Annotated in this window: 17 protein-coding genes; 3 read left to right on the top strand and 14 right to left on the bottom strand. The window is 64.8% G+C overall.

What is annotated here, in order from left to right:
- Window positions 1–96: 96 nt before the first annotated feature.
- The 3 genes from oxlT (RS901_RS26155) to RS901_RS26145 all read right to left on the bottom strand — a co-directional run bounded on the left by oxlT (RS901_RS26155) (window position 97) and on the right by RS901_RS26145 (window position 3,384).
- A complete protein-coding gene (gene oxlT, locus RS901_RS26155) occupies window positions 97–1,416 on the bottom strand; it encodes an oxalate/formate MFS antiporter (RefSeq protein ID WP_013953322.1) in 1,320 nt (439 codons plus the stop codon).
- Between the two features lie 678 nt (window positions 1,417–2,094).
- Complete coding sequence (locus tag RS901_RS26150; RefSeq protein ID WP_013953323.1) at window positions 2,095–2,313, bottom strand: hypothetical protein; 219 nt, start codon at window positions 2,311–2,313, stop codon at window positions 2,095–2,097.
- Window positions 2,314–2,460: 147 nt separating this feature from the next.
- Window positions 2,461–3,384, bottom strand: coding sequence for a LysR family transcriptional regulator (locus RS901_RS26145; RefSeq protein ID WP_035818915.1), 924 nt, complete (start codon window positions 3,382–3,384; stop codon window positions 2,461–2,463).
- Window positions 3,385–3,704: 320 nt separating this feature from the next.
- On the opposite strand from RS901_RS26145, the gene RS901_RS26140 reads away from it, so the two are divergent.
- From RS901_RS26140 to RS901_RS26130, 3 genes are all read left to right on the top strand, one after another.
- Complete coding sequence (locus tag RS901_RS26140; protein WP_316157038.1) at window positions 3,705–4,646, top strand: LysR family transcriptional regulator; 942 nt, start codon at window positions 3,705–3,707, stop codon at window positions 4,644–4,646.
- 104 nt (window positions 4,647–4,750) lie between these two features.
- On the top strand, window positions 4,751–5,056 hold the full coding sequence (locus tag RS901_RS26135; RefSeq protein ID WP_316157037.1) for a LysR family transcriptional regulator: 306 nt from the start codon (window positions 4,751–4,753) through the stop codon (window positions 5,054–5,056).
- A 165-nt stretch (window positions 5,057–5,221) separates the two neighbouring features.
- Window positions 5,222–5,809, top strand: coding sequence for a TetR/AcrR family transcriptional regulator (locus RS901_RS26130; protein ID WP_316157036.1), 588 nt, complete (start codon window positions 5,222–5,224; stop codon window positions 5,807–5,809).
- Window positions 5,810–5,943: 134 nt separating this feature from the next.
- Here the strand turns inward: RS901_RS26130 and RS901_RS26125 are convergent, their stop codons facing one another.
- The 11 genes from RS901_RS26125 to RS901_RS26075 all read right to left on the bottom strand — a co-directional run bounded on the left by RS901_RS26125 (window position 5,944) and on the right by RS901_RS26075 (window position 21,208).
- Complete coding sequence (locus RS901_RS26125) at window positions 5,944–7,521, bottom strand: AMP-binding protein (RefSeq protein WP_316157035.1); 1,578 nt, start codon at window positions 7,519–7,521, stop codon at window positions 5,944–5,946.
- A gap of 279 nt (window positions 7,522–7,800) precedes the next feature.
- A complete protein-coding gene (locus RS901_RS26120; protein ID WP_316157034.1) occupies window positions 7,801–8,238 on the bottom strand; it encodes a PAS domain S-box protein in 438 nt (145 codons plus the stop codon).
- A 153-nt stretch (window positions 8,239–8,391) separates the two neighbouring features.
- Entirely contained in the window at window positions 8,392–9,642 is a 1,251-nt protein-coding gene (gene frc / locus RS901_RS26115; protein ID WP_316157033.1) for a formyl-CoA transferase, read from the bottom strand.
- A 42-nt stretch (window positions 9,643–9,684) separates the two neighbouring features.
- A complete protein-coding gene (gene oxc, locus RS901_RS26110) occupies window positions 9,685–11,424 on the bottom strand; it encodes an oxalyl-CoA decarboxylase (protein ID WP_316157032.1) in 1,740 nt (579 codons plus the stop codon).
- 579 nt (window positions 11,425–12,003) lie between these two features.
- Entirely contained in the window at window positions 12,004–13,347 is a 1,344-nt protein-coding gene (oxlT, locus tag RS901_RS26105) for an oxalate/formate MFS antiporter (RefSeq protein ID WP_013953332.1), read from the bottom strand.
- A gap of 357 nt (window positions 13,348–13,704) precedes the next feature.
- Window positions 13,705–15,102 carry a Re/Si-specific NAD(P)(+) transhydrogenase subunit beta gene (gene pntB, locus RS901_RS26100; RefSeq protein ID WP_316157031.1) on the bottom strand — a complete coding sequence of 466 codons (1,398 nt, stop codon included), beginning with the start codon at window positions 15,100–15,102 and terminating at the stop codon, window positions 13,705–13,707.
- A gap of 14 nt (window positions 15,103–15,116) precedes the next feature.
- Complete coding sequence (locus RS901_RS26095) at window positions 15,117–16,679, bottom strand: Re/Si-specific NAD(P)(+) transhydrogenase subunit alpha (protein WP_316157030.1); 1,563 nt, start codon at window positions 16,677–16,679, stop codon at window positions 15,117–15,119.
- Between the two features lie 37 nt (window positions 16,680–16,716).
- A complete protein-coding gene (locus RS901_RS26090) occupies window positions 16,717–17,499 on the bottom strand; it encodes a fumarylacetoacetate hydrolase family protein (RefSeq protein ID WP_316157029.1) in 783 nt (260 codons plus the stop codon).
- Between the two features lie 138 nt (window positions 17,500–17,637).
- Window positions 17,638–18,870 carry a formyl-CoA transferase gene (frc, locus tag RS901_RS26085; RefSeq protein ID WP_035818879.1) on the bottom strand — a complete coding sequence of 411 codons (1,233 nt, stop codon included), beginning with the start codon at window positions 18,868–18,870 and terminating at the stop codon, window positions 17,638–17,640.
- 363 nt (window positions 18,871–19,233) lie between these two features.
- Window positions 19,234–19,953 (bottom strand): GntR family transcriptional regulator, encoded by a 720-nt coding sequence (locus tag RS901_RS26080; protein WP_011617427.1) that lies wholly within the window; start codon window positions 19,951–19,953, stop codon window positions 19,234–19,236.
- A 277-nt stretch (window positions 19,954–20,230) separates the two neighbouring features.
- Window positions 20,231–21,208, bottom strand: coding sequence for a 2-dehydropantoate 2-reductase (locus RS901_RS26075; protein ID WP_013953337.1), 978 nt, complete (start codon window positions 21,206–21,208; stop codon window positions 20,231–20,233).
- Window positions 21,209–21,238 lie beyond the last annotated feature (30 nt).

Raw genomic sequence — 21,238 nt, 5'->3', positions numbered from 1 at the left:
GTCGTATTGTGCTACCGGGCGCGGCGTCTGTGCAGGCATCGCAGCCGCCACGTCCGGGTCCTGCCGGCGCCGGGGGGCGCCGTACTGCTTTCTTCATCAGGTCAGGTCTTCCGGCACGGTACGGTAGCCCATCGGTGCCGAGGCATTGGCATGCACATATTTACGGGCATGGGCCTCGCGCATCGGCTTGAGCACGAACAGCGCCATTACCGCGGTCAGTGCCGCCATGGCGGAGGCCACCATGAAGACCGCATGCCAGCTGCCCGTGACGGTGGTGATCACGCTGGAGAACGGCACCAGCAGCGCGGCCGTGCCCTTGGCGGTGTACAGCAGACCCGCGTTGGTGGCGGCAAACTTCGGCCCGAAGGTGTCGCCGCAGGTGGCAGGGAACAGGCTGTAGATCTCACCCCAGGCAAAGAACACCACGCCTGTCAGCACCACGAAGGCAACCGGATGGTGGCCGTACTTGGACAGCAGCAGGATGCCGATGGCCTCGACCCCGAAGGCAAAGAACATGGTGCGTTCACGGCCGATATGATCGGAGATCCAGCCGAAGAACGGGCGCGTCAGGCCATTGAGCACGCGGTCGATGGTCAGTGCGAAGGTCAGCGCCGGCAAGGTCAGGCCGAGGATCGAGATCGGGGCGTCGTGCAGGCCGAAGTCCTTGGCGATCGGGCCGAGCTGGGCGGTGGCCATCAGGCCGCCGGCGGCCATCATCACGAACATCGCGTACATGACCCAGAAGATCGGCGACTTCAGCACCTCGCGCGGCGAAGCGTTGTAGGTTGCGGCAGCCTTCAGCGTGGACTTGACCTCGCTCAGGATCTTGGCCGACGGTGGGTACAGGGCCATGCCCAGGATGAACACGATCAGGCCCTGGCCAAGACCGAACCACAGGAACGCGGCCTCATAGCCCGAAGTCTTGATCATGTTGGCAATGGGCACCACGGTCAGCGCGGAGCCCGCACCGAAACCGGCTGCGGTAATCCCCGCTGCCAGGCCCCGGCGATTGGGAAACCATTTCAGCGCGTTGCCCACGCAGGTGCCATACACCGCGCCCGCGCCAAGGCCGCCGATCGCCGCCGCGAAGTAAAGCATGGGCAGCGAGGACGCCACCGAGTTCAGGGCCCACGCAATCGCGCACAGCAGGCCACCGCCCACCACCACCGGGCGCGGGCCGTACTTGTCGACCAGGTAGCCTTCAATCGGCACCAGCCAGGTTTCCGTCACGACGAAGATGGTGAAGGCCACCTGGATCGCGGTGCGGCCCCAGTGGTACTTGTCGTCGATCGGGTTGACGAACAGCGTCCAGCCGTATTGCATGTTGGCGATCATCGCCATGCAGATCACGCCGAATACCAGTTGCACCCACGGCGACGCAAAGCGCGACGTGGACTCCCTCTGCTGCAATTCCATGATGTCTCCTTATAGCGGCTTGCCGCCAAGGTGGAAGATGGGCGCCTGTAGACGCCTCTGCGTGACTCTCAGTCAAAGAACAGCTGAGCCGTTCTAGTGCTATACGGTATGTGATATATCAGGTAAGTCAAGCGTATTCGTCGCGGCCCTGCAGCATGAGACCGCGGCGAGCGACACCTGGCTGGCCGTTGCTGCAGTGCGACTGGTGCGCACACTGCATCAATGGCCGGTCCGACAGCATCCGGAGTCGTTGGAAATCAAGCAGTTGCCATGCATCGGCGCATCAATCCGCCGACTGCTGGCACCCGCAAGAATGCCGGGGATCGCGCTTGGGAAAAACCGGGAAAACGATGAGTTGGGGAAAGTCCCTAGATGCATACATTAATGTATTGCACCGCATGTATGGCCTTGGGAACGATGTCGGAGGAGGCGCTGCAGGCACGGCAGGGAGCTGCCGGATCGGGACAGGCGGCGCAAGCAAGGGTTGCGCTGGGCGATCGCTGGCAGCGATCAGAAGGAAGGTGGTGGCGGCCGCAGGTTCGCGCGGAACCCTGCCCTGGCTCGCGGCGAATGCCGCAGGTCAGGAATCAACCGAGGTACTGCCACAAGGGATGCCGGCCGCTACAACCCTTGCCAGATGCGCTGTTCAGCGCGAAAAGCGCATGGCCCCTGCGCGCATTACGCGTAAGCCAGTTCACCGGCAGCGGGCACGATGCGCGACGGGCTGGCACGGCCCACGCCATCGCTTTCCTGGTTCGAGCCCAGGCCGGCGAAGCGACCATGCTCCTGCGCGGTCACCAGCACGTCCATCGGCAGGCGCGTGGCCAGCAGCGTGGTCACGCCGACACCGGCAGCAATCAGGCCCAGGCCAAGAGCGAAGAGAAGAGCGACTTCCATTTGAAAACTCCAATAGCGTTGTGGTCAGGAGTTTTCATTATATGCTGCGCTGCACTATGTGTAAATATCCTGTATGTGATATATCAGTAGAAGTTTTGCACTAATACAACGAAAGCCGACCCAATGGCCCCAGAAGAGCCGATGGCCTCACACCGTGGTCGTTTCACGACGCGCCACCGGTGGCTCCTGATACTCCTGGCCACGCAAGGCATCCCAGATTGCCGCGGCATTAGGCTTGAGCGAACGGCTCTTGCGCCGAACCAGCATCACCGTGGAAGTCACCTGCGGACGCAGCGGCCGCATCACCGCCGCCGGATTCATGCCGCCAACCTGGGCACGCGACGGCACCACGCCGATCCCGAGGCCCAGCGCCACCATGCCGAACACCGCCGCAAAGTGGCCAAGCAACTGCAGCGAGCCCGCGCGCACGTGATAGCTGCTGAGCGCCTTCTCCACCGCGGGCTGCATGCCGCACTGCTGGTCCAGGGCCAGCACGCGGGCATCGCTCAGGTCGCCCCACCCTACCGCGTCGCGCATGGCCAGCGGATGCTGGGCGGGCAGGACGGCGTGGTAGGCATCGACGCACAGCGGTTCACAATAGAGGTCATCGCTTGGCTGCGGATCGGTGGCAATGCCGAAGTCCACCTCGCCGCTGCGCACGCTCTGCAGCACCGACTCCTGCGAGCGGTCCTTCAAGTGGATGGCAATCGCCGGCCACGCTTGCCGGCAGCCGGCCAGCCACGTCGGCACCGACATCGAGCTGAGCACCGGATCCGAGGCGATCTGCACCAGGCCCTGGCACGGACGGCTGGCGCTCTGGCTGTCGCGCAGGGTCTGCTCCACCTCTTCGATCAGGTGGCAGATGCGCTGCGACAGGTGCTGGCCGGCATCGGTCAGTTCCACCTGGCGCGTGGTACGGTCGAACAGGCGCTGGTCGATTTCATCTTCCAGCTCACGCACGCTGCGGCTGACCGCGGATTGCGTCAGACCCAGCTCAACCGAAGCACGCGTAAAGCTCTTGTGCCGCGCCACCGCGGCGAAGGCCTTCAGTTGGGGGAGCGAGATATTCATGACCTGCCCCCCTGCCCGGCACCGGCGTGGCTGAGACGGAGCCTGTCTTCAGGCATGGCGAGGTGTCGCGTTGCACGCACCATTGCGTTCACTCCGGTCACGGTAGTCTCCTTGTGTTTTTTTGTCGTGGCTGTAGGCAGCCATCGTTGTTATCGGCCATGCTTGTGGCCATTGGCGGACTCCTGGCGCAAGCCGGAGGGCCGGATTCGGGGCGGGGCATGCCAATCCGACGATTGATGCTACTTGAATCTAAGATCAGCACTGCATAAAGTTTTTTATCGTTTATATAGTCAATCGTTTATATATTGCACGGGACGAGGATGAGAAACGCCACGCTGCGGCAACTGAAGGTCTTTGAGACCGTTGCCCGCCATATGAGCTTTTCACGCGCTGCCGAGGAACTGCACCTGACCCAGCCCGCGGTATCGACCCAGGTGCGGCAGCTGGAGCACCATGTGGGGCTGCCCCTGTTCGAGCAGTTGGGCAAGAAGATCTACCTGACCCCGGCGGGCCATGAGATGCTGCATTACAGCCGCAGCATCATCCAGCAGTTCCGCGAGGCCGAAGACGCGATGTCCCAGCTCAAGGGCATCTCCGGCGGCCGGCTCAACGTGGCGGTGATCAGCGCCGGCGACTATTTCTTTCCGCGCCTGCTGGCCGAGTTCATGAACCGCCATGAAGGCGTGACGCTGAACCTTGCCGTGCATAACCGCGAGGAATTGCTGCACCAGCTGGCCGGCAACCTGACCGACCTGGCGGTGATGGTGCGCCCGCCCGAAGGCATGGACACCATCAACGAGGCCTTCGCTCCGCACCCCTATGTCATCGTGGCCGCGCCCACCCATCCGCTGGTCGGCCAACGCAATATCCCGCTGGCGGCACTGACGGATGAAGCCTTCGTCTCACGCGAGAAAGGCTCGGATACCTGGAATTCGATGCAGGAAGGCTTTGCTGGAAAGCTGTCCAATATGCGCATCGCGATGGAGATCAAAAGCACGGAGACCATCAAGCAAGCGGTGATCGCCAATATGGGCATCGCGTTCCTGTCGGCGCATACGGTGGGACTGGAGCTGCAGGCCGGCAAGCTTACGGTGCTGGACATCGAGGGCTTCCCGGTCATGCTCAACTGGTACGTGGTGCACCGCAAGAACAAGCGGCTGCCGCCGGTGGCGCTGGCGTTCAAGCAGTTCCTGATGGAAGACGGCGCGGCACTGATCCAGCGCATCACCGGCGTGGAAGGTTTGATCAGGCAGAATGCATAAACGATTGATTATGGTTTTGCTATGAAACTTTAATTATCGTAAATCATTGGGGGTCCCTATGCTTGTCTCAACCCAACCGCTACAGCGCATCTCAGGAGACGAGCATGAACCAAGCCCAGCAGGAAAGCCGCCAAGCTGCCGTCACGGTCGGCACCGATAACCAACCTATTCCGCGCGACACCCAGCTCGCCGCCTACAACGCTGCGTTTATCGAGCTGGGCCTGCGCTTCCGCTGGGACGCCGAGATGTATGAATGGCTATGCGGCATCGAATGCGAAAAGGCGCGTGTGGCCCGCTATATCGAAGAACACCACACGCACCTGCTGGCCGCCTATGACGCCGCCTTTCTGAGCGCGCTGATCTTCGAGAAAAAGAACGAATATCTCCGCGCGGTCGGTCATCTCAACTGAGGGGGGCCGGTCGGTTCACGGCGAGGCGCGCGAGCGGCCTCGCCTTTTTTGCCTGGCCCGTATGGCCCTCAGGCGAGGTCACTATGCCTGTGCACCGCGCAGTCGTCGTAAGATTCGGCATCAACACTCACGCGCCCGGCACTTGCCCGGCTTGCCACCCGTTTCATGCCGACTCGACGCACCGACGAAGAATTCGCCCACGAACTGACCCGGCTGCTGAGCACCGAAGGCGTGTCGTCGCTAACCATCGGCGAGATTGCCCAACGCATGCGCTGCTCGCGGCGGCGCCTGTACGAAATCGCGCCAACCAAGGAAGCGCTGTTCGTCGGCATCTGCCGCGACGTGCTCGCTGACAACCTGGAAAGGGGCTTTGCCGCGGCGCGCCGCGAAAGCGATGCGGCGCAGGCAGTGTCCGCCTACCTGCATGCCGCGCTCCACACATCGGGGCTGAGCAAGGCCGCGCTGGTGGACCTGGATGCGATCGACAGCGGCCGGGCGGTATTCGACGACTACCAGCTGGCGCGCGTGCGCGGGCTCGAAAGCCTGCTGGACGCAGGCATGCGGCAAGGGCTGATGGCGCAGCACAATCCGCGGCTGGTTTCCGAAGCGATCCTGGGCGCCGCGTACCGGCTGCGCAACCAGCAGTTCCTGAAGGAAACCGGCCTGAAGATGGGCGATGCCTTCAGCGAGTTCTACGAGATCATCCTGAACGGCCTGCTGTGCCGGCCCGAAGCCGGCGCCGGCACCTCTTAGCCGCGCGCCGGCGCCCGGGTCGGCCGGATTGCATTGAAACGTAAGCGGATTGCCATGGTGGCCTCCTCCACTGTTGTTGGTCTGGGCAGGCCGCCGGCCCGCTTTCGGGACCGTGCGGCATACGGTGGGCGCGCTCAGGCCACCTGCCGCTCCTGGCCGCCCCAGTAGCGGCCGCGGATGGCCTTGCGGTCGATCTTGCCCAGCGCGGTCAGCGGCAGCTCATCCACGAACACCACCTGCTTGGGCGCGTTGACCACGCCCTTGTGCTGCGTTACGTGGCCGATCACGTCGGCCTCGGTGAGCGCCGCACCGGGCCGGGCCACGACCACGGCGAAGACCGCTTCGCCCCACTTGGCGTCGGGGATGCCGATCACCGTGGACATGGCGATGGCCGGGTGCAGCGCCAGGCAATGCTCCACCTCGCTCGGGTACACGTTGAAGCCGCCGCTGATGATCATGTCCTTGGCGCGGTCGACGATGTACAGGAAGCCCTCGCTGTCGCAACGGGCCATGTCGCCGGTATGCAGCCAGTCGCCGGCAAAGACCTTGGCGTCTTCCTCGGGCCGGTTCAGGTAGCCCTCCATCACCAGCGGACCGCGCACGCACAGCTCGCCCACCTCGCCCGGCGCGACTTCACGCAGGTCGGGGTCGAGCAGCTTGACCTGGTTGCCTGGGATCACCTTGCCGCACGAGCGCAGGCGCTCGGGGTTGTCCGGATCGTGGTCGCGCTGGCTCAGGTAGCTGATGCACATCGGCACTTCAGCCTGGCCGTACACCTGCCCAAACACCGGACCGATGCGGCGCAGCGCGTCAGCGAGGCGCACCGGCGCGATCGGCGCCGCGCCGTAGAGCACCAGTTCCAGGCTGGACAGGTCGGACGCGTCCAGCCCGTCGCAATCGAGCAGGCCGTAGATCTGCGTGGGGACCAGGAAGGTCAGGTTGATCCGTTGTTCGGCCACGCGGCGCAGAAAATCGGCGGGACTGAACTTGTCGCACAGGTAAATGGTGCCGCCACGCAGCAGCGTCGGCAGGAACAGGCTGCCGGACGCGTGCGAGATCGGCGTGGTCACCAGGTAGCGGATCTGCTCCGGCCATTCGTAGCTGGCCAGCATGTACTGCAGCACCGTTACCGTGGTCCGGTGCGTATGCAGGATGCCCTTGGAACGGCCGGTGGTGCCGCCGGTATAGGCCAGCCGGCTGATTTCCGTGGGGTCGTCGCCCGGGGCCACGGGCGAGCCATCGAACGCAGCCGCCGCACGGGCCAGGCCAGGCCCGAACTCGCCATCGTCCAGCGGCAGGACCTGCAGGCCGGCGCCGGCCGCCAGCACGCGCGCCCGCTCGGTGAAGCGGGCGTTGTCCACCACCAGCGCCCGCACCCCGGCATCCTGCAGCACGAAGGCGTGATCCGCTTCCGATGCCATCGGATGCAGCGACACGTTCTTCAGCCCGGCCAGCTGCGCGGCGATGATGGCGGCGACCGCTTCGGCGCGATTGCCCACCAGGAAGGCCACGGCATCCTGGCGCGCCAGCCCGCGGGCGGCAAACAGCCGCGCGACGCGCGCGCACTGCAGCGCGAGCGCCTCATAGCTCAGCGTGGTGTCGTCGCCGACGATGGCGGGTACGCCGGGCCGGGCGCGCAGCGCGGCCGCATAGAGCTGGCCCACCGTTGCGCCGCCGTGGACCACCGCAGCGGCCGAAGCTTGACGGGTCATGTTGTCTCCTCGGATCTGTTTTTGTCAGGACTCCCAATGTAGGAGGCATTCGGTACTCAGTCAACGAATCCGGTACCGAAAAAACCAGGATCGGCCACACCAAAGCGGCGCGGGAAGCGCACGCCGGCCACCTATTCGGGAAAACTCGGGGGACAAACGAGACCTGCGCAGCCGCCCCGCTGGGACTGCCGCGCAAACAGGAATCGGCCAGGACCAAGGCCTGGCCACCGGGCCGCCGCGCTGGGCGGCTGGCCCGGGATCACGGCGAAGGCACGCGCCTCAGGCCTGTTCCTTGACCTGGTTTTCCAGCTCCACCAGCCGCTTCTTCAGCGCCCGCTCCTCCTGGAAGCGCACAGTCTCGTCGCGGATCACCGCGACGATGCCGGTGATGGCACCCGCGTCATTCTTGAGCAGCGCCACGGTGAAGGCGATCGACATGGACTTGCCGTCCTTGTCGACTGCGGGCACCTTGAGCAGGTCGTGGCCGTAGCGCGTGATGCCGGTCGCCATGGTCTTGTCGTAGCCCTCCCAGTGCCGCCCGCGCAGGCGCTCAGGGATGATCAGGTCGAGCGACTGGCCCATGGCCTCGGCCTGGGTAAAGCCGAACATGCGCTCGGCGGCGGGGTTCCATAGCGTGATGGCGCCCTTGGCATCGGAGATGATGATGGCGTCGCCGATGGCGGACACCAGTTGCGCGTAGTCGATCTGGTCTGTCATGGGGATTCCCTCGTTATTACCAGGGCCGGTCGGCGCCGGCCTGTCTTGGCCATCAAGGTAGCGTGCCTCATGGCCACGCTGCAAGCAAAAACGCCGGGGCCCGCTATGCGCGAGACCCCGGCGTACGCTCCGGCACAAGTGCAGCGGGCAGCGTCAGATCACCTGGGACTCGCGCAGGCGCTTGATGTCGTCCGCACCGTAGCCCAGGCCGGCCAGCACTTCATCGCTATGCTCGCCCAGCAGCGGCGACCCGGTGATCTCCGGCTTCAGGTCGGAGAACTTGATCGGGCTGCCCACCGTCAGGTAGGTGCCGCGCTCCTTGTGCGGCACCTCGGTGATGCTGCCGCTGGCGCGCAACGACGGATCATCGGCGATTTCCTTCATCGACAGCACCGGCGAGCACGGGATGTCGAACTTGCGCAGGATGTCCACGGCCTCGTACTTGGTCTTGTCGGCCAGCCATTCCTCGATGGTGTTGAAAATATCGAAGATATGCGGCTGGCGCGCCTTGGCGGTGGCGTAGTTGGGATCGGAAATCCATTCCGGCTTGCCCAGCGCCTTGCAGATCGGCTCCCAGGCATGGCCCTGGATGGTGAAGTAGATATAGGCGTTGGGGTCGGTCTCCCAGCCCTTGCACTTCAGCACCCAGCCCGGCTGGCCGCCGCCGCCCGCGTTGCCGCCGCGCGGCACCACGTCGCTGAAGCTGCCATGCGGATACTGCGGGTACTCTTCCAGGTAGCCCAGGCGGTCCAGGCGCTGCTGGTCGCGCAGCTTGACGCGGCACAGGTTCAGCACCGCATCCTGCATCGACACGGCCACCTTCTGGCCCTTGCCGGTCTTGTCGCGGCCGATCAGCGCGGTCAGGATGCCGATGGCCAGGTGCATGCCGGTGTTGGAATCGCCCAGCGCCGCGGCGGACACCGTCGGCGGGCCGTCCCAGAAGCCGGTGGTGGAAGCCGCGCCGCCGGCGCACTGGGCCACGTTCTCATAGACCTTCAGGTCTTCATAGTGGTGGCCGTCGCTGAAGCCCTTGACCGAAGCCACGATCATCTTGGGGTTCAGCTCGTTGATGCGTTCCCACGAGAAGCCCATGCGGTCCAGCGCGCCCGGGCCGAAGTTCTCGACCAGCACGTCCGATTCGCGGATCAGCTGCTCCAGGATCTTCTTGCCTTCCGGCTTCTTGGTGTCCAGCGTCAGGCTGCGCTTGTTGGAGTTGAGCATGGTGAAGTACAGCGCATCGACATCCGGGATGTCGCGCAGCTGGGTGCGCGTCACGTCGCCGGAACCGGGGCGCTCGACCTTGATCACGTCGGCGCCGAACCAGGCGAGAAGCTGCGTGCAGGCAGGCCCGGCCTGGACGTGCGTGAAGTCGATGATCTTGATGCCGTTGAGCGGGAGGTTCACTTTCGTTCTCCTATTGGATCAGAGGGGTGAAATTCGGGTGAATTACTTCTTGGCCGAGCTTTGCGGATTCAGATTGGTCAGACGACCGCTTTCGGTGCCCGCAGCCGGGTCGATGACGGCGTTGACCAGCGTGGGCTTGCCCGAGCGCAGGGCTTCGTTCACCGCGGCTTCGAGTTCCGCCGGCGTGGTGACGTTGTGACCGACGCCGCCGAACGCTTCCATCATCTTGTCGTAGCGCGCGCCCGGGACGAAGGTCGTGACCGCCGGATCCTTGCCGCCGGTCGGATTCACGTCGATACCCTTGTAGACGCCGTTGTTGTTGAATATGACAATGCAGACCGGCAGGTTGTATCGGCAGATCGTCTCGACTTCCATGCCCGAGAAACCGAACGCACTGTCACCGCACAGCGCCAGCACCGGCTTGTTGGTCTCGACCGCCGCGGCGACCGCGTAGCCCATGCCCACGCCCATCACGCCCCAGGTGCCTACGTCAAGGCGCTTGCGCGGCTCGTACATGTCGATCACGGCACGGGCGTAGTCCAGCGTGTTGGCGCCTTCGTTGACGAACGAGATGCCCGGGTTGGCCTTGACCACATCCTTCAGCACGTTCAGCGCGCCGTGGAAGTTCATCGGCGAGACATCCTTGGACTTGGCCAGGGTCTCGGCCATCTTCGCCAGGTTCGTGTCCCTGCGGTCGGCCACCGCGTTCAGCCACTCGGCGCCCGGCTTGGCAAAGTCATTGCCGACCTTGTCGAGGATCGCCGACACGCACGAACCAATGTCACCCACTACCGGCGCGGCAATGGCGACGTTGCTGTCCATCTCGGTCGCCGCGATGTCGATCTGGATGAATTGCTTCGGCTTGCCCCAGGTCTTGCCCTTGCCGTGCGACAGCAGCCAGTTCAGGCGGGCGCCGACCAGCAACACCACGTCGGCTTCAGCCAGCACATACGAGCGTGCGGCCGAGGCCGATTGCGGGTGCGTATCGGGCAGCAGGCCCTTGGCCATCGACATCGGCAAGTACGGAATGCCCGTCTTCTCGACCAGCGTGCGGATATCCGCTTCGGCGCGTGCGTACGCGGCACCCTTGCCCAGCAGGATCAGCGGGCGCTTGGCGTTCTTCAGCAACGCGACGGCACGGTCGATCGAGTCCGGTGCCGGCAGTTGGCGCGGGGCCGGATCCACCACCTTGATCAGCGACTTGCGGCCCTTCTCGGCTTCCATCGACTGGCCCAGCAGCTTGGCCGGCAGGTCCAGGTACACACCGCCCGGACGGCCCGACACGGCGGCACGAATGGCACGCGCGATCCCGACACCAATGTCTTCAGCGTGCAGCACGCGGAAGGCAGCCTTGGCGTGCGGACGGGCGATGGCCAGCTGGTCCATCTCTTCGTAGTCACCCTGCTGCAAATCGACGATCTCGCGCTCGCTCGAGCCGCTGATCAGGATCATCGGGAAGCAGTTGGTGGTCGCATGCGCCAGCGCCGTCAGCCCGTTCAGGAAGCCAGGCGCAGACACGGTCAGGCAAACGCCCGGCTTCTGCGTGAGAAAGCCGGCAATCGCTGCTGCGTTGCCTGCGTTCTGCTCGTGCCGGAAGCTGATGACGCGCATGCCGTTGGCCTGCGCCAGACGAGCCAGATCGGTGACCGGAATGCCGGGCAGACCGTAGATGTTTTCGATTCCGTTCAGCTTCAGCGCGTCGATGACCAGATGAAAACCATCGGTTTGTGCCTGATGTTCATCTGCGGCGTGACGCTGCAACTCGTTTCCGACTTCTGCCATGGTTGCTTCCTTCTATGCAAATTGACTGGGGTTGGAATTCTTTTATTTCAGGGTGTCTTCCGCGGTGGTGCTCCCAACCCGCTTGGCTTCGACGACTTCGGACATGTCTTGGTCTCCTCGTTGAATTCTTTACGGGGCGGGGCTCTCTCGCCTTCTCGCCCTTCACTGTTGCTACCCGTTTGCCTTGCGGCGCCCGATCGTTCCCGTTGCTCTTGATGACATACGGTATGTGATATATCAGAACGACGCAAGAGGAATTTCCACTAGTTCTTCAAGTTTCGTCGATGCGGCGCAGCAATCTTGCAGGTAACTACGGCTAAATCAGCGCATTTCCTGAAATGACGCCATTCATGCGCAATCGGCACAGATTTCCGGGCCATGTTGAAGCCTGGAAATCACGTCTGGATTACGCATCAAGATATATTACATACCAAAATTCCAGCGACTTTCCTGCCCCTGGAACACGTTGCCACGCACTGGCGTCCTCCGCGAACACCAGCGCGTCCACTAACAGGAATGATCTGACCTCACTCCGAAGCCCGGCAGACTTCGCCAGGCTCCCTACCCTTCAGCCTGGGATTACTCCCCCTGACGCGGCGACATGCCAGCCAGGAACGCGGCGTCGGACACGCGCACTGCCTCGGCATGCCCGGTGATAAAGCGCTTGCGCATGGGCGCCAGGAACACCTTGGCCGAGATCCCCGCCGCAATCGTCACCACCGCCGCCACCGAGAACACGGCTCCCCAGCCACCATAGGCCGACAGGATCGATGCCAGCGGCACCACCATCGCCGCCGTGCCCTTCGCCGTGTACAGCGTGCCCGCATTGGCCGCCGCGAACTTGCTGCCGAAGGTATCGGCGCACAAGGCCGGGAAGATCGAGAAGATCTCGCCCCAGAACAGGAAGGTCAGCGCCGCGAAGAACATGAACCAGTACGGGTTGTGCCCCATCTGCATCAGCCCGAGCAGCGCCAGGCCTTCGCCGATGAAGATCACGAACATGGTGTTCTCGCGCCCGAACCGGTCCGACAGGAAGCCGCACAAAGGCCGCGTAAAGCCATTGCACAAGTTGTCGATCGACAAGGTCATGGTCAGCAGCGGCAGCGTCATGCCCAGCATCGTCACCGGCATCGAGGCGAAGCCGAAGTCCTTGGCGATCGGCCCGAGTTGCGCCGTCGCCATGATCCCGCCCGCCGCTACCGCGACAAAGCAGACGTAGATCAGCCAGAACACCGGCGTCTTCACCATCTGCCCCGGCGAGAACTCGACCGGATTGGTCAGCACCGCCTTGGCCGCCACCGCGCCCTTGGGCGCCTTGGGCTTCACCAGCAGCAGTGCCAGCACGAAGATGCACACGCCCTGCAGGATGCCGAAGGTCAGGAAGGCCTTTTCATAGCCCGAGCTCTGGATCATGTTGGCGATGGGGATCACCGTGATGGCCGAGCCGGCACCGAAACCCGCCGCCGTCAGCCCGGCTGCCAGGCCGCGCTTGTCCGGGAACCACTTCAGCGCGTTGCCGACGCAGGTCCCGTAGACGCCGCCCGCGCCGATGCCGGCAATCACCGCGGCCGCATACAGCTCCGGCAGCGTGGTCGCATAGGAATTCATCACCCATGCCAGTCCCGCACAGATGGCCCCGCCCGCCACCACCGGGCGCGGGCCGAACTTGTCCACCAGCCAGCCTTCCAGCGGCACCAGCCAGGTTTCAGTCACGATAAAAATGGAAAATGCCACCTGGATAGCGGACGCACCCCAGTGATGCTTGGCGTCCATCGGTGACACGAAGAGGGTCCAGCCGTACTGCAAGTTCGCTACCAGCCCCATGCACACCACACCGATTGCAAGCTGGATCCAACGGTTCTGCAGCCCGCGGCCGTTCACGTTGCCGTGACCGGCCGAGGCCGATGCTTCGAATTGCGCCATCTGTCTTGTCTCCTGGTACCGTTTGTTTGTGCCTCGACGAGCACATCAGGGCTTTGTGGGTTGCCCTTCTCACAACTAGACCGGCGCCTGGCATTGCGGCACATGAAGTCGTGGATTCATGCTACCTGAAGCTTAATTTGACAGGTCTTAAAGTTTTTTATCGTATCTATTCACGATCATTTATATAAGACTGAACCGGCATGAATCGCCTGGCGGGCCTCCATAGCGGCTCGTCCATGGTCCGGCGCCCGACCAGATGCCTTCGGTCCGTACAAGCAGCAATAGCCAGCGTCGCCCCGCAACAGCAAGGGGCGACGCTGGCTTGAACAAAGCGCAAACGGATCCGGAATGCTCACCTCAGGCCGGTGCTTCCTCCAACTGCCGCAGCAAGGCGTCGACACTGCCCTTGGCGTCGCCAAACCACATCCGCGTGTTGTCCTTGTAGAACAGAGGGTTGTCCACGCCCGCATAGCCCGCCGCCATGCTGCGCTTGGACACAACCACGGTGCGGGCCTTCCACACCTCCAGCACCGGCATGCCGGCAATGGGGCTGCCTGGGTCTTCCAGCGCGCCGGGGTTGACGATGTCGTTGGCGCCCACCACCAGCACCACGTCGGCCTTCTCGAAGTCGTCGTTGATCTCTTCCATCTCCAGCACGATGTCGTACGGCACGCGCGCCTCGGCCAGCAGCACGTTCATGTGCCCGGGCAGGCGGCCCGCCACCGGATGGATGCCGAAGCGGACATTGACCCCCTGCGCCCGCAGCCGCCGCGCGATCTCGCTGATGGTGCCCTGGGCCTGCGCCACGGCCATGCCGTAGCCTGGCACGATGATCACGTCGCTGGCGTCCTTGAGCAGGTTGCCGACTTCCTCGCTGGACACCGGCAGCACCTCGCCCTGCTCGGTCGCCGCGCCCTGCGCCTGCACCGCGCCGAAGCCGCCCAGGATCACCGACAGGAACTTACGGTTCATCGCCTTGCACATGATGTAGCTGAGGATGGCTCCGCTCGATCCCACCAGCGCGCCGGTGATGATCAGCAGGTCGTTGCCCAGCATGAAGCCGGTGGCCGCCGCGGCCCAGCCGGAATAGCTGTTGAGCATCGACACCACCACCGGCATGTCGGCGCCGCCGATGGCCAGCACCAGGTGCGCGCCGACCAGCAGCGCAATCACCGTCATCGCCGCCAGTGGCACCAGCCCCTGCTGCGCGTCGGGCGCGCTCAGGAAGGCATAGCCCAGCCACACGCAAACCAGCAGCGCGATGGCATTCAAGGCATGCCGCCCGGGCAACAGCATCGGCTTGCCGCCCATGGTGCCCTGCAGCTTCAGGAACGCGATGATCGAGCCCGTGAACGTGACCGCGCCGATCAGGATGCCAAGGTAGGTCTCCACTTCATGGATGGCCTTCTCCGCGCCGGTGAGCGCATGGCTATCCAGATAGTTGGCGTAGCCCACCAGCACCGCGGCCAGGCCGACGAAGCTGTGCAGCACCGCCACCAGCTGCGGCATCTGCGTCATTTCCACGCGCTTGGCCAGCATGGCACCGGCGATGCCGCCCACCAGCATCGCGCCGATGATGATGGCGATGCCGTCCGGGCTGCCCGCCAGCACGGTGGTCAGCACCGCGATCACCATGCCGGCGATGCCCAGCAGGTTGCCGCGGCGCGCGGTGCCGGGGTGGCTCAGCCCGCTCAGGCTGAGGATGAAGAGCGCACTGGCGCCCAGGTAAGCGATATTGCTGATTCCGGATGGCATCCCTGTCTCCCCCTCTAGTCCTGCTGGAACATCTTGAGCATGCGCTGCGTCACCAGGAAGCCGCCGGCGATATTGATGGTGGCCAGCAGCACCGCGCTGCCGGCAATCACCGCCGTCACCAGCGACGGCTTGCCCAGCTGCACCAGCGCCCCCACCACGATGATCCCGCTGATGGCATTGGTCACGCTCATCAGCGGCGTATGAAGCGCGGCGGTGACGTTCCACACCACCTGGTAGCCGACAAAGATCGCCAGCACGATCACCGTGAAATGCGCCATGAAAGCCGGCGGCGCGACCGCGCCCAGGCCCAGCAGCGCAGCCACCGCGATGGCCAGCGCGACCAGCGTCGCGCCGGTGCGGCTGCGCGGCGGCTCGGCCTCGGCCTGCACCGGCGGCGTCGCGGCCGGCGCCTGCTGCTGCGGGATCGCCACCGTCAGTGGCGGCGGTGGCCAGGTCACCGTGCCCTGGTGCAGCACCGTGGCGCCGCGGATCATCTCGTCGTCCATGTCGACCACGAGCTGGCCGTCCTTGCCCGGCGTCAGCTCCGTCAGCAGGTGGCGGATATTGGTGCCATAGAGCTGGCTGGCCTGCGCGGCCATGCGGCTGGGCAGGTCGGTGTAGCCGATGATGGTGACGCCGTGCTGGCGCACCGCTTCGCCCGGCACGGTCAGCACGCAGTTGCCGCCCTGCTCAGCGGCCAGGTCGACCACCACGCTGCCGGCGCGCATCAGGCCCACCGTGCCGGCCTCAAGCAGCTTGGGCGCGGGCCTGCCCGGAATCAGCGCGGTGGTGATGATGATGTCGACCTCGCGCGCCTGTTCGGCAAAGAGACACATCTCGGCTTCGATAAAGGCCGGGCTCATCTCCTTGGCATAGCCGCCGCTGCCGTTGCCGTCCTCTTCGATCTCGACGGTCAGGAACTCGGCGCCCAGGCTTTCGATCTGCTGGCGCACCACCGGCCGCGTATCGAAGGCACGCACCACCGCCCCCAGGCTGCGCGCCGCGCCGATGGCCGCCAGCCCCGCCACGCCCGCGCCGATCACCAGCACGCGCGCCGGCGGGATCTTGCCCGCGGCCGTGATCTGCCCGGCAAAGGGCCGGCCAAATGCGTGCGCGGCCTCGATCACCGCGCGGTAGCCCGCCATATTGGCCATCGAGCTGAGCGCATCGAGCTTCTGCGCGCGCGAGATGCGCGGCACGCAGTCCATCGCCAGCACGGTTGCGCCGCGCTGCGTCAGCCGCTCCAGCATCGCCATCTGCTGCGCCGGCCAGACAAAGCCGATCAGCGTGGCATGCTTCTTCAGCAGCGCCGCCTCTTCCACGCCCAGGCTGGGATGGACCTGCGGCGGGCGCACCTTGATCACCACGTCGACCGAGGCCCACAGGCTGGCCGCGTCGACAATGGCCGCACCGGCGGCGCTGTATTCAGCGTCGGAGAACGACGCTTCCTGGCCCGCCCCGGTCTCCACCACCACCTGGTAGCCCAGCTTGAGCAGTTCCCTGACCGAATCGGGCGTGGCGGCAACGCGCCGCTCGCCCGGGTGGACTTCGCGTGGCACACCGATCGTCATTGGCATGGCATTCACCGTTTTGTAGTAGGAATCAGGCGTCAGCTCAGCCGCGCACGTGGTTGACCAGCGAGCCAATGCCCGCGATCGCCACCTCGACCACCGCACCGTCCTTCATCGACCCCACGCCGATCGAGGTGCCGCACGCAATCACGTCGCCGGGCATCAGCGTCAGGTCTTGCGAGATCCGGCTGACCTGTTCCTCGGGCGAGAAGATCATGTCCGACAGCGGGTAGTTCTGCCGCTCGACGCCATCGAGCCGCGTGATGACGCTGGCGGCTTTCCAGTTGAAGCCGGAGACAATGGCCGGGCCGATGCAGCCGAAAGTGTCGAAGCCCTTGGCGCGTGTCCACTGCGGAAAGTTGGGGTCGGCCGTGATCAGCTCGGCCGCGGTCACGTCGTTGACGACGGTGTAGCCGAAGATATGCGCACCGGCCTCAGCCACCGATACATTGCGCGCCTTGCTGCCGATCACGATGCCCAGCTCGCCCTCATAGACGATCTTGCCGTCGTAGCTCTTGGGGCGCAGCACGGCATCGCCCGGCCCGGCCAGCGACGAGGCCGGCTTGAGCAGGAACAGCGGATGCGTGGGCACGGGCTTTTCCAGCTTGCGCGCGAGCGCATGGAAGTTGTTCCACAGCGCCACCACCTTGCCCGGCGCACAGGGCGCGAGCAACGTCAGCAACGCGCGGTCATGAATGGCCCCCGTGGGTGCGGGGTCGTTGAAACCGTCGCCGTCATATTCGACGACACGGTTGCCATCGGCTTCGTCGATGCGGCCATGGCCGATGCTGCCGTCGGGGCGGCGAAAGCGTATCCAGGTTTGCACAGCATGCTCCTTGCGCAGGCAAAGGGAGACCCTGCCTGCTCCGATGTCGGTTGCAGGATCTTGGAAGAAATGGGATTGCGGGCGGCTCGCGCCCGGAATCGTCATTCCCGCACAGGCGGGAATGACGTCAGGCTTGCGTCATACCGCGCCGGCCAGCTTCATCGCGGCGATCTGCGCGGGCGAGCGTCCCAGCCACTCGAGGATCTCTTCGGTATGCTCGCCCAGCAGCGGCGAACGCTCGATCTCCACCGGTGACGCCGAGAGCGTGATCGGGCAGCCCAGCTGCACGTAGCTGCCGCGTTGCGGGTGCTCCAGCTCCTTCAGGTAGCCGCGCTGGTACAGCGACTCATCCTCGATCAGGTCCTTCATCGACAGGATCGGGCCGCACGGCACATCGACCTCGTTGAGCGCCGCCATCACGTCGAACTTGCTGCGGCCGCCGGTCCATTTCTCTATCACGGCGAAGCAGTCGGCCAGGTGCTTGAGGCGTGCCTCGGGCGTGGCGTAGTCCGGATTGGTGATCAGGTCCTCGCGCCCGCACAGGCGCATCAGCGGCTCCCAGCCCTGCGGCTGGATGATGACGTAGACATAGTCGTTGGGGCCGCCCGGCGCGCAGCGCAGCGCCGCGCCCGGCTGGCCGCCGCCCGAGGCATTGCCGGCGCGCGGCACGTGGTCGCCGAATTCTTCGTTGGGGTACTCGCGCAGCGGGCCGTTGGACAGGCGCTGCTGGTCGCGCAGCTTGACGCGGCACAGGTTCAGCACCGCGTCCTGCATCGCCACTTCCACGCGCTGGCCGCGGCCGGTGTGCTCGCGCTGCAGCAGCGCGGCCAGGATGCCGACCACGCAATGCACGCCCGTGCCCGAATCACCGATCTGCGCGCCGGTGACGGTGGGCACGCCTTCGGCATCGCCCGTGGTGGAGGCCGAACCGCCCATGCACTGCGCCACGTTCTCATACGCCTTGCAGTCCGCGTACGGCCCCGGGCCGAAGCCCTTGATCGAGGCATAGACCAGCCGCGGGTTCAGGTCCTGCAGGTGGTCCCAGTCAAAGCCGGCGCGCTCCAGCACGCCCGGCCCGAAGTTCTCGATCAGCACGTCGCTGCGCTGGACCAGGTCTTCGAGCAACGCCTTGCCTTCGGGCGTCTTCATGTTCAGCGTCAGGCTGCGCTTGTTGCTGTTGAGCATGGTGAAGTACAGGCTGTCGGCGTTGGGCACGTCGCGCAGCTGGCTGCGGGTAATGTCCCCGCGGCCAGGCATTTCCACCTTGATCACGTCCGCGCCCAGCCACGCCATCAGCTGCGTGGCCGAGGGGCCCGCCTGGACGTGGGTCATGTCCAGGATGCGAACGCCTTGCAGTGCCTTGGTTTCCATTTCGGATGTCTCCTCGGGCGATGGTTTCACTTGTATAGGATCTGGTTCCTGGTGCTCGGCGCGTACTCACTCGGGTCCGTTCCGGCCCTCTTGATGACATACGGTATGTGATATATCAGAGGAGAGCAAGAGGAGTTTGCCCGGTGCGACACAAATTTCGACGATGCAATGCAGCAATCGGCCGGTTTCGCCTGCCGGAAGTGGGAAACTCAGTGAAATCCCGGATCAGTCAGCCAGCATCTTTTTCGCATTGATATATCACATACCATAGCGCGAAACGCTCGCCCGCCATCCGGAAACGCACAAAAGCAAAACGGCGGACCCAGGTCCGCCGTTTTGCCGCCCTACCCCCGCCGCCCGTCTTCAGTCGAGGAAGTCGCAGTGCCGTTCCACGTAGTCAGCCAGGTCCAGCGAGTGCTGCCGCACCAGCCGCTCGGCCAGCTCGGTATCGCGCTTCTCCAGCGCCTCGATGATGCGCAGGTGGTCCACGATGGAGCGCGCCGCCCGGTCGCTCTGCGAGATCGTCATCTTCCGGATCGCGCGCACGTGGATAAAGATATTGCGGATCGTGTCCATGATGATGTGCGACTTGGACAGCTGCACGATCGCCTGGTGGAACGCGATATTGGCGTCGGAATACTCTTCGATATGCTCGGCCGGGGTGGAATCGCGGAAGCTGTCGAACATGCTGCGCAGCTGCGCGATCTCGGCATCGGTGGCGTTCTCCGTGGCCAGCCGCGCCGCCATGCTTTCCAGCGCGGCCCACATCTGGATCATCTCCACGATCTCGCGCTTGGTCTTGCGCATGATGTAGATGCCGCGCCGGGGCACGGTGCGCAGGAAACCTTCCTGCTCCAGCAGCGTCATGGCTTCGCGGATGGGCGTGCGGCTGACACCCATGGCCTCGCTCAGCACCCGCTCATCGAGGCGGATCTCGTCGCGCGACTGGTAGATGTCAGCATCGGCGATGGCCTGGCGCAACATGGCGTAGGCCTGGTCGCGCAGGCTCGCGCCGGCATTGATCGGTTGCACGGACAAGGCCAGCCCGTTGGGCTGGACGATGGATTGGCTTTGCGCAGACATGAATGAGCTCGTGTGAGACCAGCGGCAGGGACGGCCGGAATGGCTGCCCCCGCATTGCCGCACAGCTTAGCAAAAACGCCTGACCCATTACGAAAACGCATCAAACAATGCGTTGTTGTCATGCATCGGCACAGTAGCGGTGCGCGGTCTGTCGTATATGGTATATCACTATCGCCCTGCCTTTCTCGCTTCGCAAGCCCGGCTCACGCCACCTTGGCGCGCCTGGCGTGCGCCAGGGGATACCTGACCCGGCGGCATCCCCTGTTTCCAGCCGCGCTCAGGCAGCCAGCTTGGCCATCGTGTCGCGCTGCTTGATCAGCCCCAGCACGGCGTCGCACATCGGCGTGGGCTGCGCGACCAGGCGTCCCATTTCCTGCACCACGGTCAGCAGCGGGTCGATTTCCATGGCCCGCCCGGCCTCCAGGTCCTGCAGCATCGAGGTCTTGTGCGCGCCCACGGCACCGGCGCCGTCGATGCGCCGCTCCACGTCGACGCGGAACTTCACCCCGAAGCGCTCGGCAATGCCCTGCGCCTCCACCATCATCTGGCGCGACAGCGCCCGCGTGGCCGGGTCGGCGGTGATGACGTCGAGCGTGGCATGCGTGAGCGCGCTGATCGGATTGAAGCACAGGTTGCCCCACAGCTTGAGCCAGATCTCATCGCGGATGTTGTCGCGCACCGGGGCGTCCAGGTCGGCGGCCATCATCATTTCGCTCAGCCGGGTCACGCGCGCGGAGCGGCTGCCATCCGGCTCGCCCAGCGGAAACTTCTTGCCGTAGACATGCTTGATCACGCCGGGCGCAACGATCTCAGCCGCGGGATAGACCACGCAGCCGATGGCCCGCTCCGGCCCCAGTCCCTTCCATTGGCGCCCGCCAGGATCGACGCTTTCCAGCGTGCTGCCGGCCAGCTCGCCGCCATGCTTGTAGAAGTACCAGTACGGAATGCCGTTGACGCCGGTGACGACCGCGGTTTCCGGCCCCAGCAGCGGCTGCATCTGGTCCACCACTCCCGGCACGGAATGCGCCTTGAGGGTGATGAACACATAGTCCTGGTGCCCGAGCTCGCGCGGGTCGCTGGTGCATCGCACCTTGGCCACACGCTCCTCGCCGTCAATCTGCAGCTTGACGCCATGTTCCTGCATTGCCGCAAGATGGGGGCCGCGCGCGACGAAGCTGACCTCCGCCCCCGCGCGCGCCAGCTGCGCCCCGACATAGCCGCCGATCGCGCCTGCACCGTAGATACACACTTTCATTGCTGTCTCCTTGATGGCTCGATTTAGATG

Origin of the sequence: Cupriavidus sp. BIC8F (assembly GCF_032465815.1) — a bacterium.
In the GTDB taxonomy this organism is placed as follows: Bacteria; Pseudomonadota; Gammaproteobacteria; order Burkholderiales; family Burkholderiaceae; genus Cupriavidus; species Cupriavidus necator.
Note: the sequence above shows the minus strand (reverse complement) of the source record. Positions and strands in the feature narration are given on the sequence as shown.

Bases quoted from the DNA above. Each gene is read 5' to 3' on its own strand.
- oxlT (WP_013953322.1), bottom strand. From the start codon at position 1,416: ATGGAATTGCAGCAGAGGGAGTCCACGTCGCGCTTTGCGTCGCCGTGG.
- RS901_RS26150 (WP_013953323.1), bottom strand. From the start codon at position 2,313: ATGGAAGTCGCTCTTCTCTTCGCTCTTGGCCTGGGCCTGATTGCTGCC.
- RS901_RS26145 (WP_035818915.1), bottom strand. From the start codon at position 3,384: ATGAATATCTCGCTCCCCCAACTGAAGGCCTTCGCCGCGGTGGCGCGG.
- RS901_RS26140 (WP_316157038.1), top strand. From the start codon at position 3,705: ATGAGAAACGCCACGCTGCGGCAACTGAAGGTCTTTGAGACCGTTGCC.
- RS901_RS26135 (WP_316157037.1), top strand. From the start codon at position 4,751: ATGAACCAAGCCCAGCAGGAAAGCCGCCAAGCTGCCGTCACGGTCGGC.
- RS901_RS26130 (WP_316157036.1), top strand. From the start codon at position 5,222: ATGCCGACTCGACGCACCGACGAAGAATTCGCCCACGAACTGACCCGG.
- RS901_RS26125 (WP_316157035.1), bottom strand. From the start codon at position 7,521: ATGACCCGTCAAGCTTCGGCCGCTGCGGTGGTCCACGGCGGCGCAACG.
- RS901_RS26120 (WP_316157034.1), bottom strand. From the start codon at position 8,238: ATGACAGACCAGATCGACTACGCGCAACTGGTGTCCGCCATCGGCGAC.
- oxc (WP_316157032.1), bottom strand. From the start codon at position 11,424: ATGGCAGAAGTCGGAAACGAGTTGCAGCGTCACGCCGCAGATGAACAT.
- oxlT (WP_013953332.1), bottom strand. From the start codon at position 13,347: ATGGCGCAATTCGAAGCATCGGCCTCGGCCGGTCACGGCAACGTGAAC.
- pntB (WP_316157031.1), bottom strand. From the start codon at position 15,102: ATGCCATCCGGAATCAGCAATATCGCTTACCTGGGCGCCAGTGCGCTC.
- RS901_RS26095 (WP_316157030.1), bottom strand. From the start codon at position 16,679: ATGCCAATGACGATCGGTGTGCCACGCGAAGTCCACCCGGGCGAGCGG.
- frc (WP_035818879.1), bottom strand. From the start codon at position 18,870: ATGGAAACCAAGGCACTGCAAGGCGTTCGCATCCTGGACATGACCCAC.
- RS901_RS26080 (WP_011617427.1), bottom strand. From the start codon at position 19,953: ATGTCTGCGCAAAGCCAATCCATCGTCCAGCCCAACGGGCTGGCCTTG.
- RS901_RS26075 (WP_013953337.1), bottom strand. From the start codon at position 21,208: ATGAAAGTGTGTATCTACGGTGCAGGCGCGATCGGCGGCTATGTCGGG.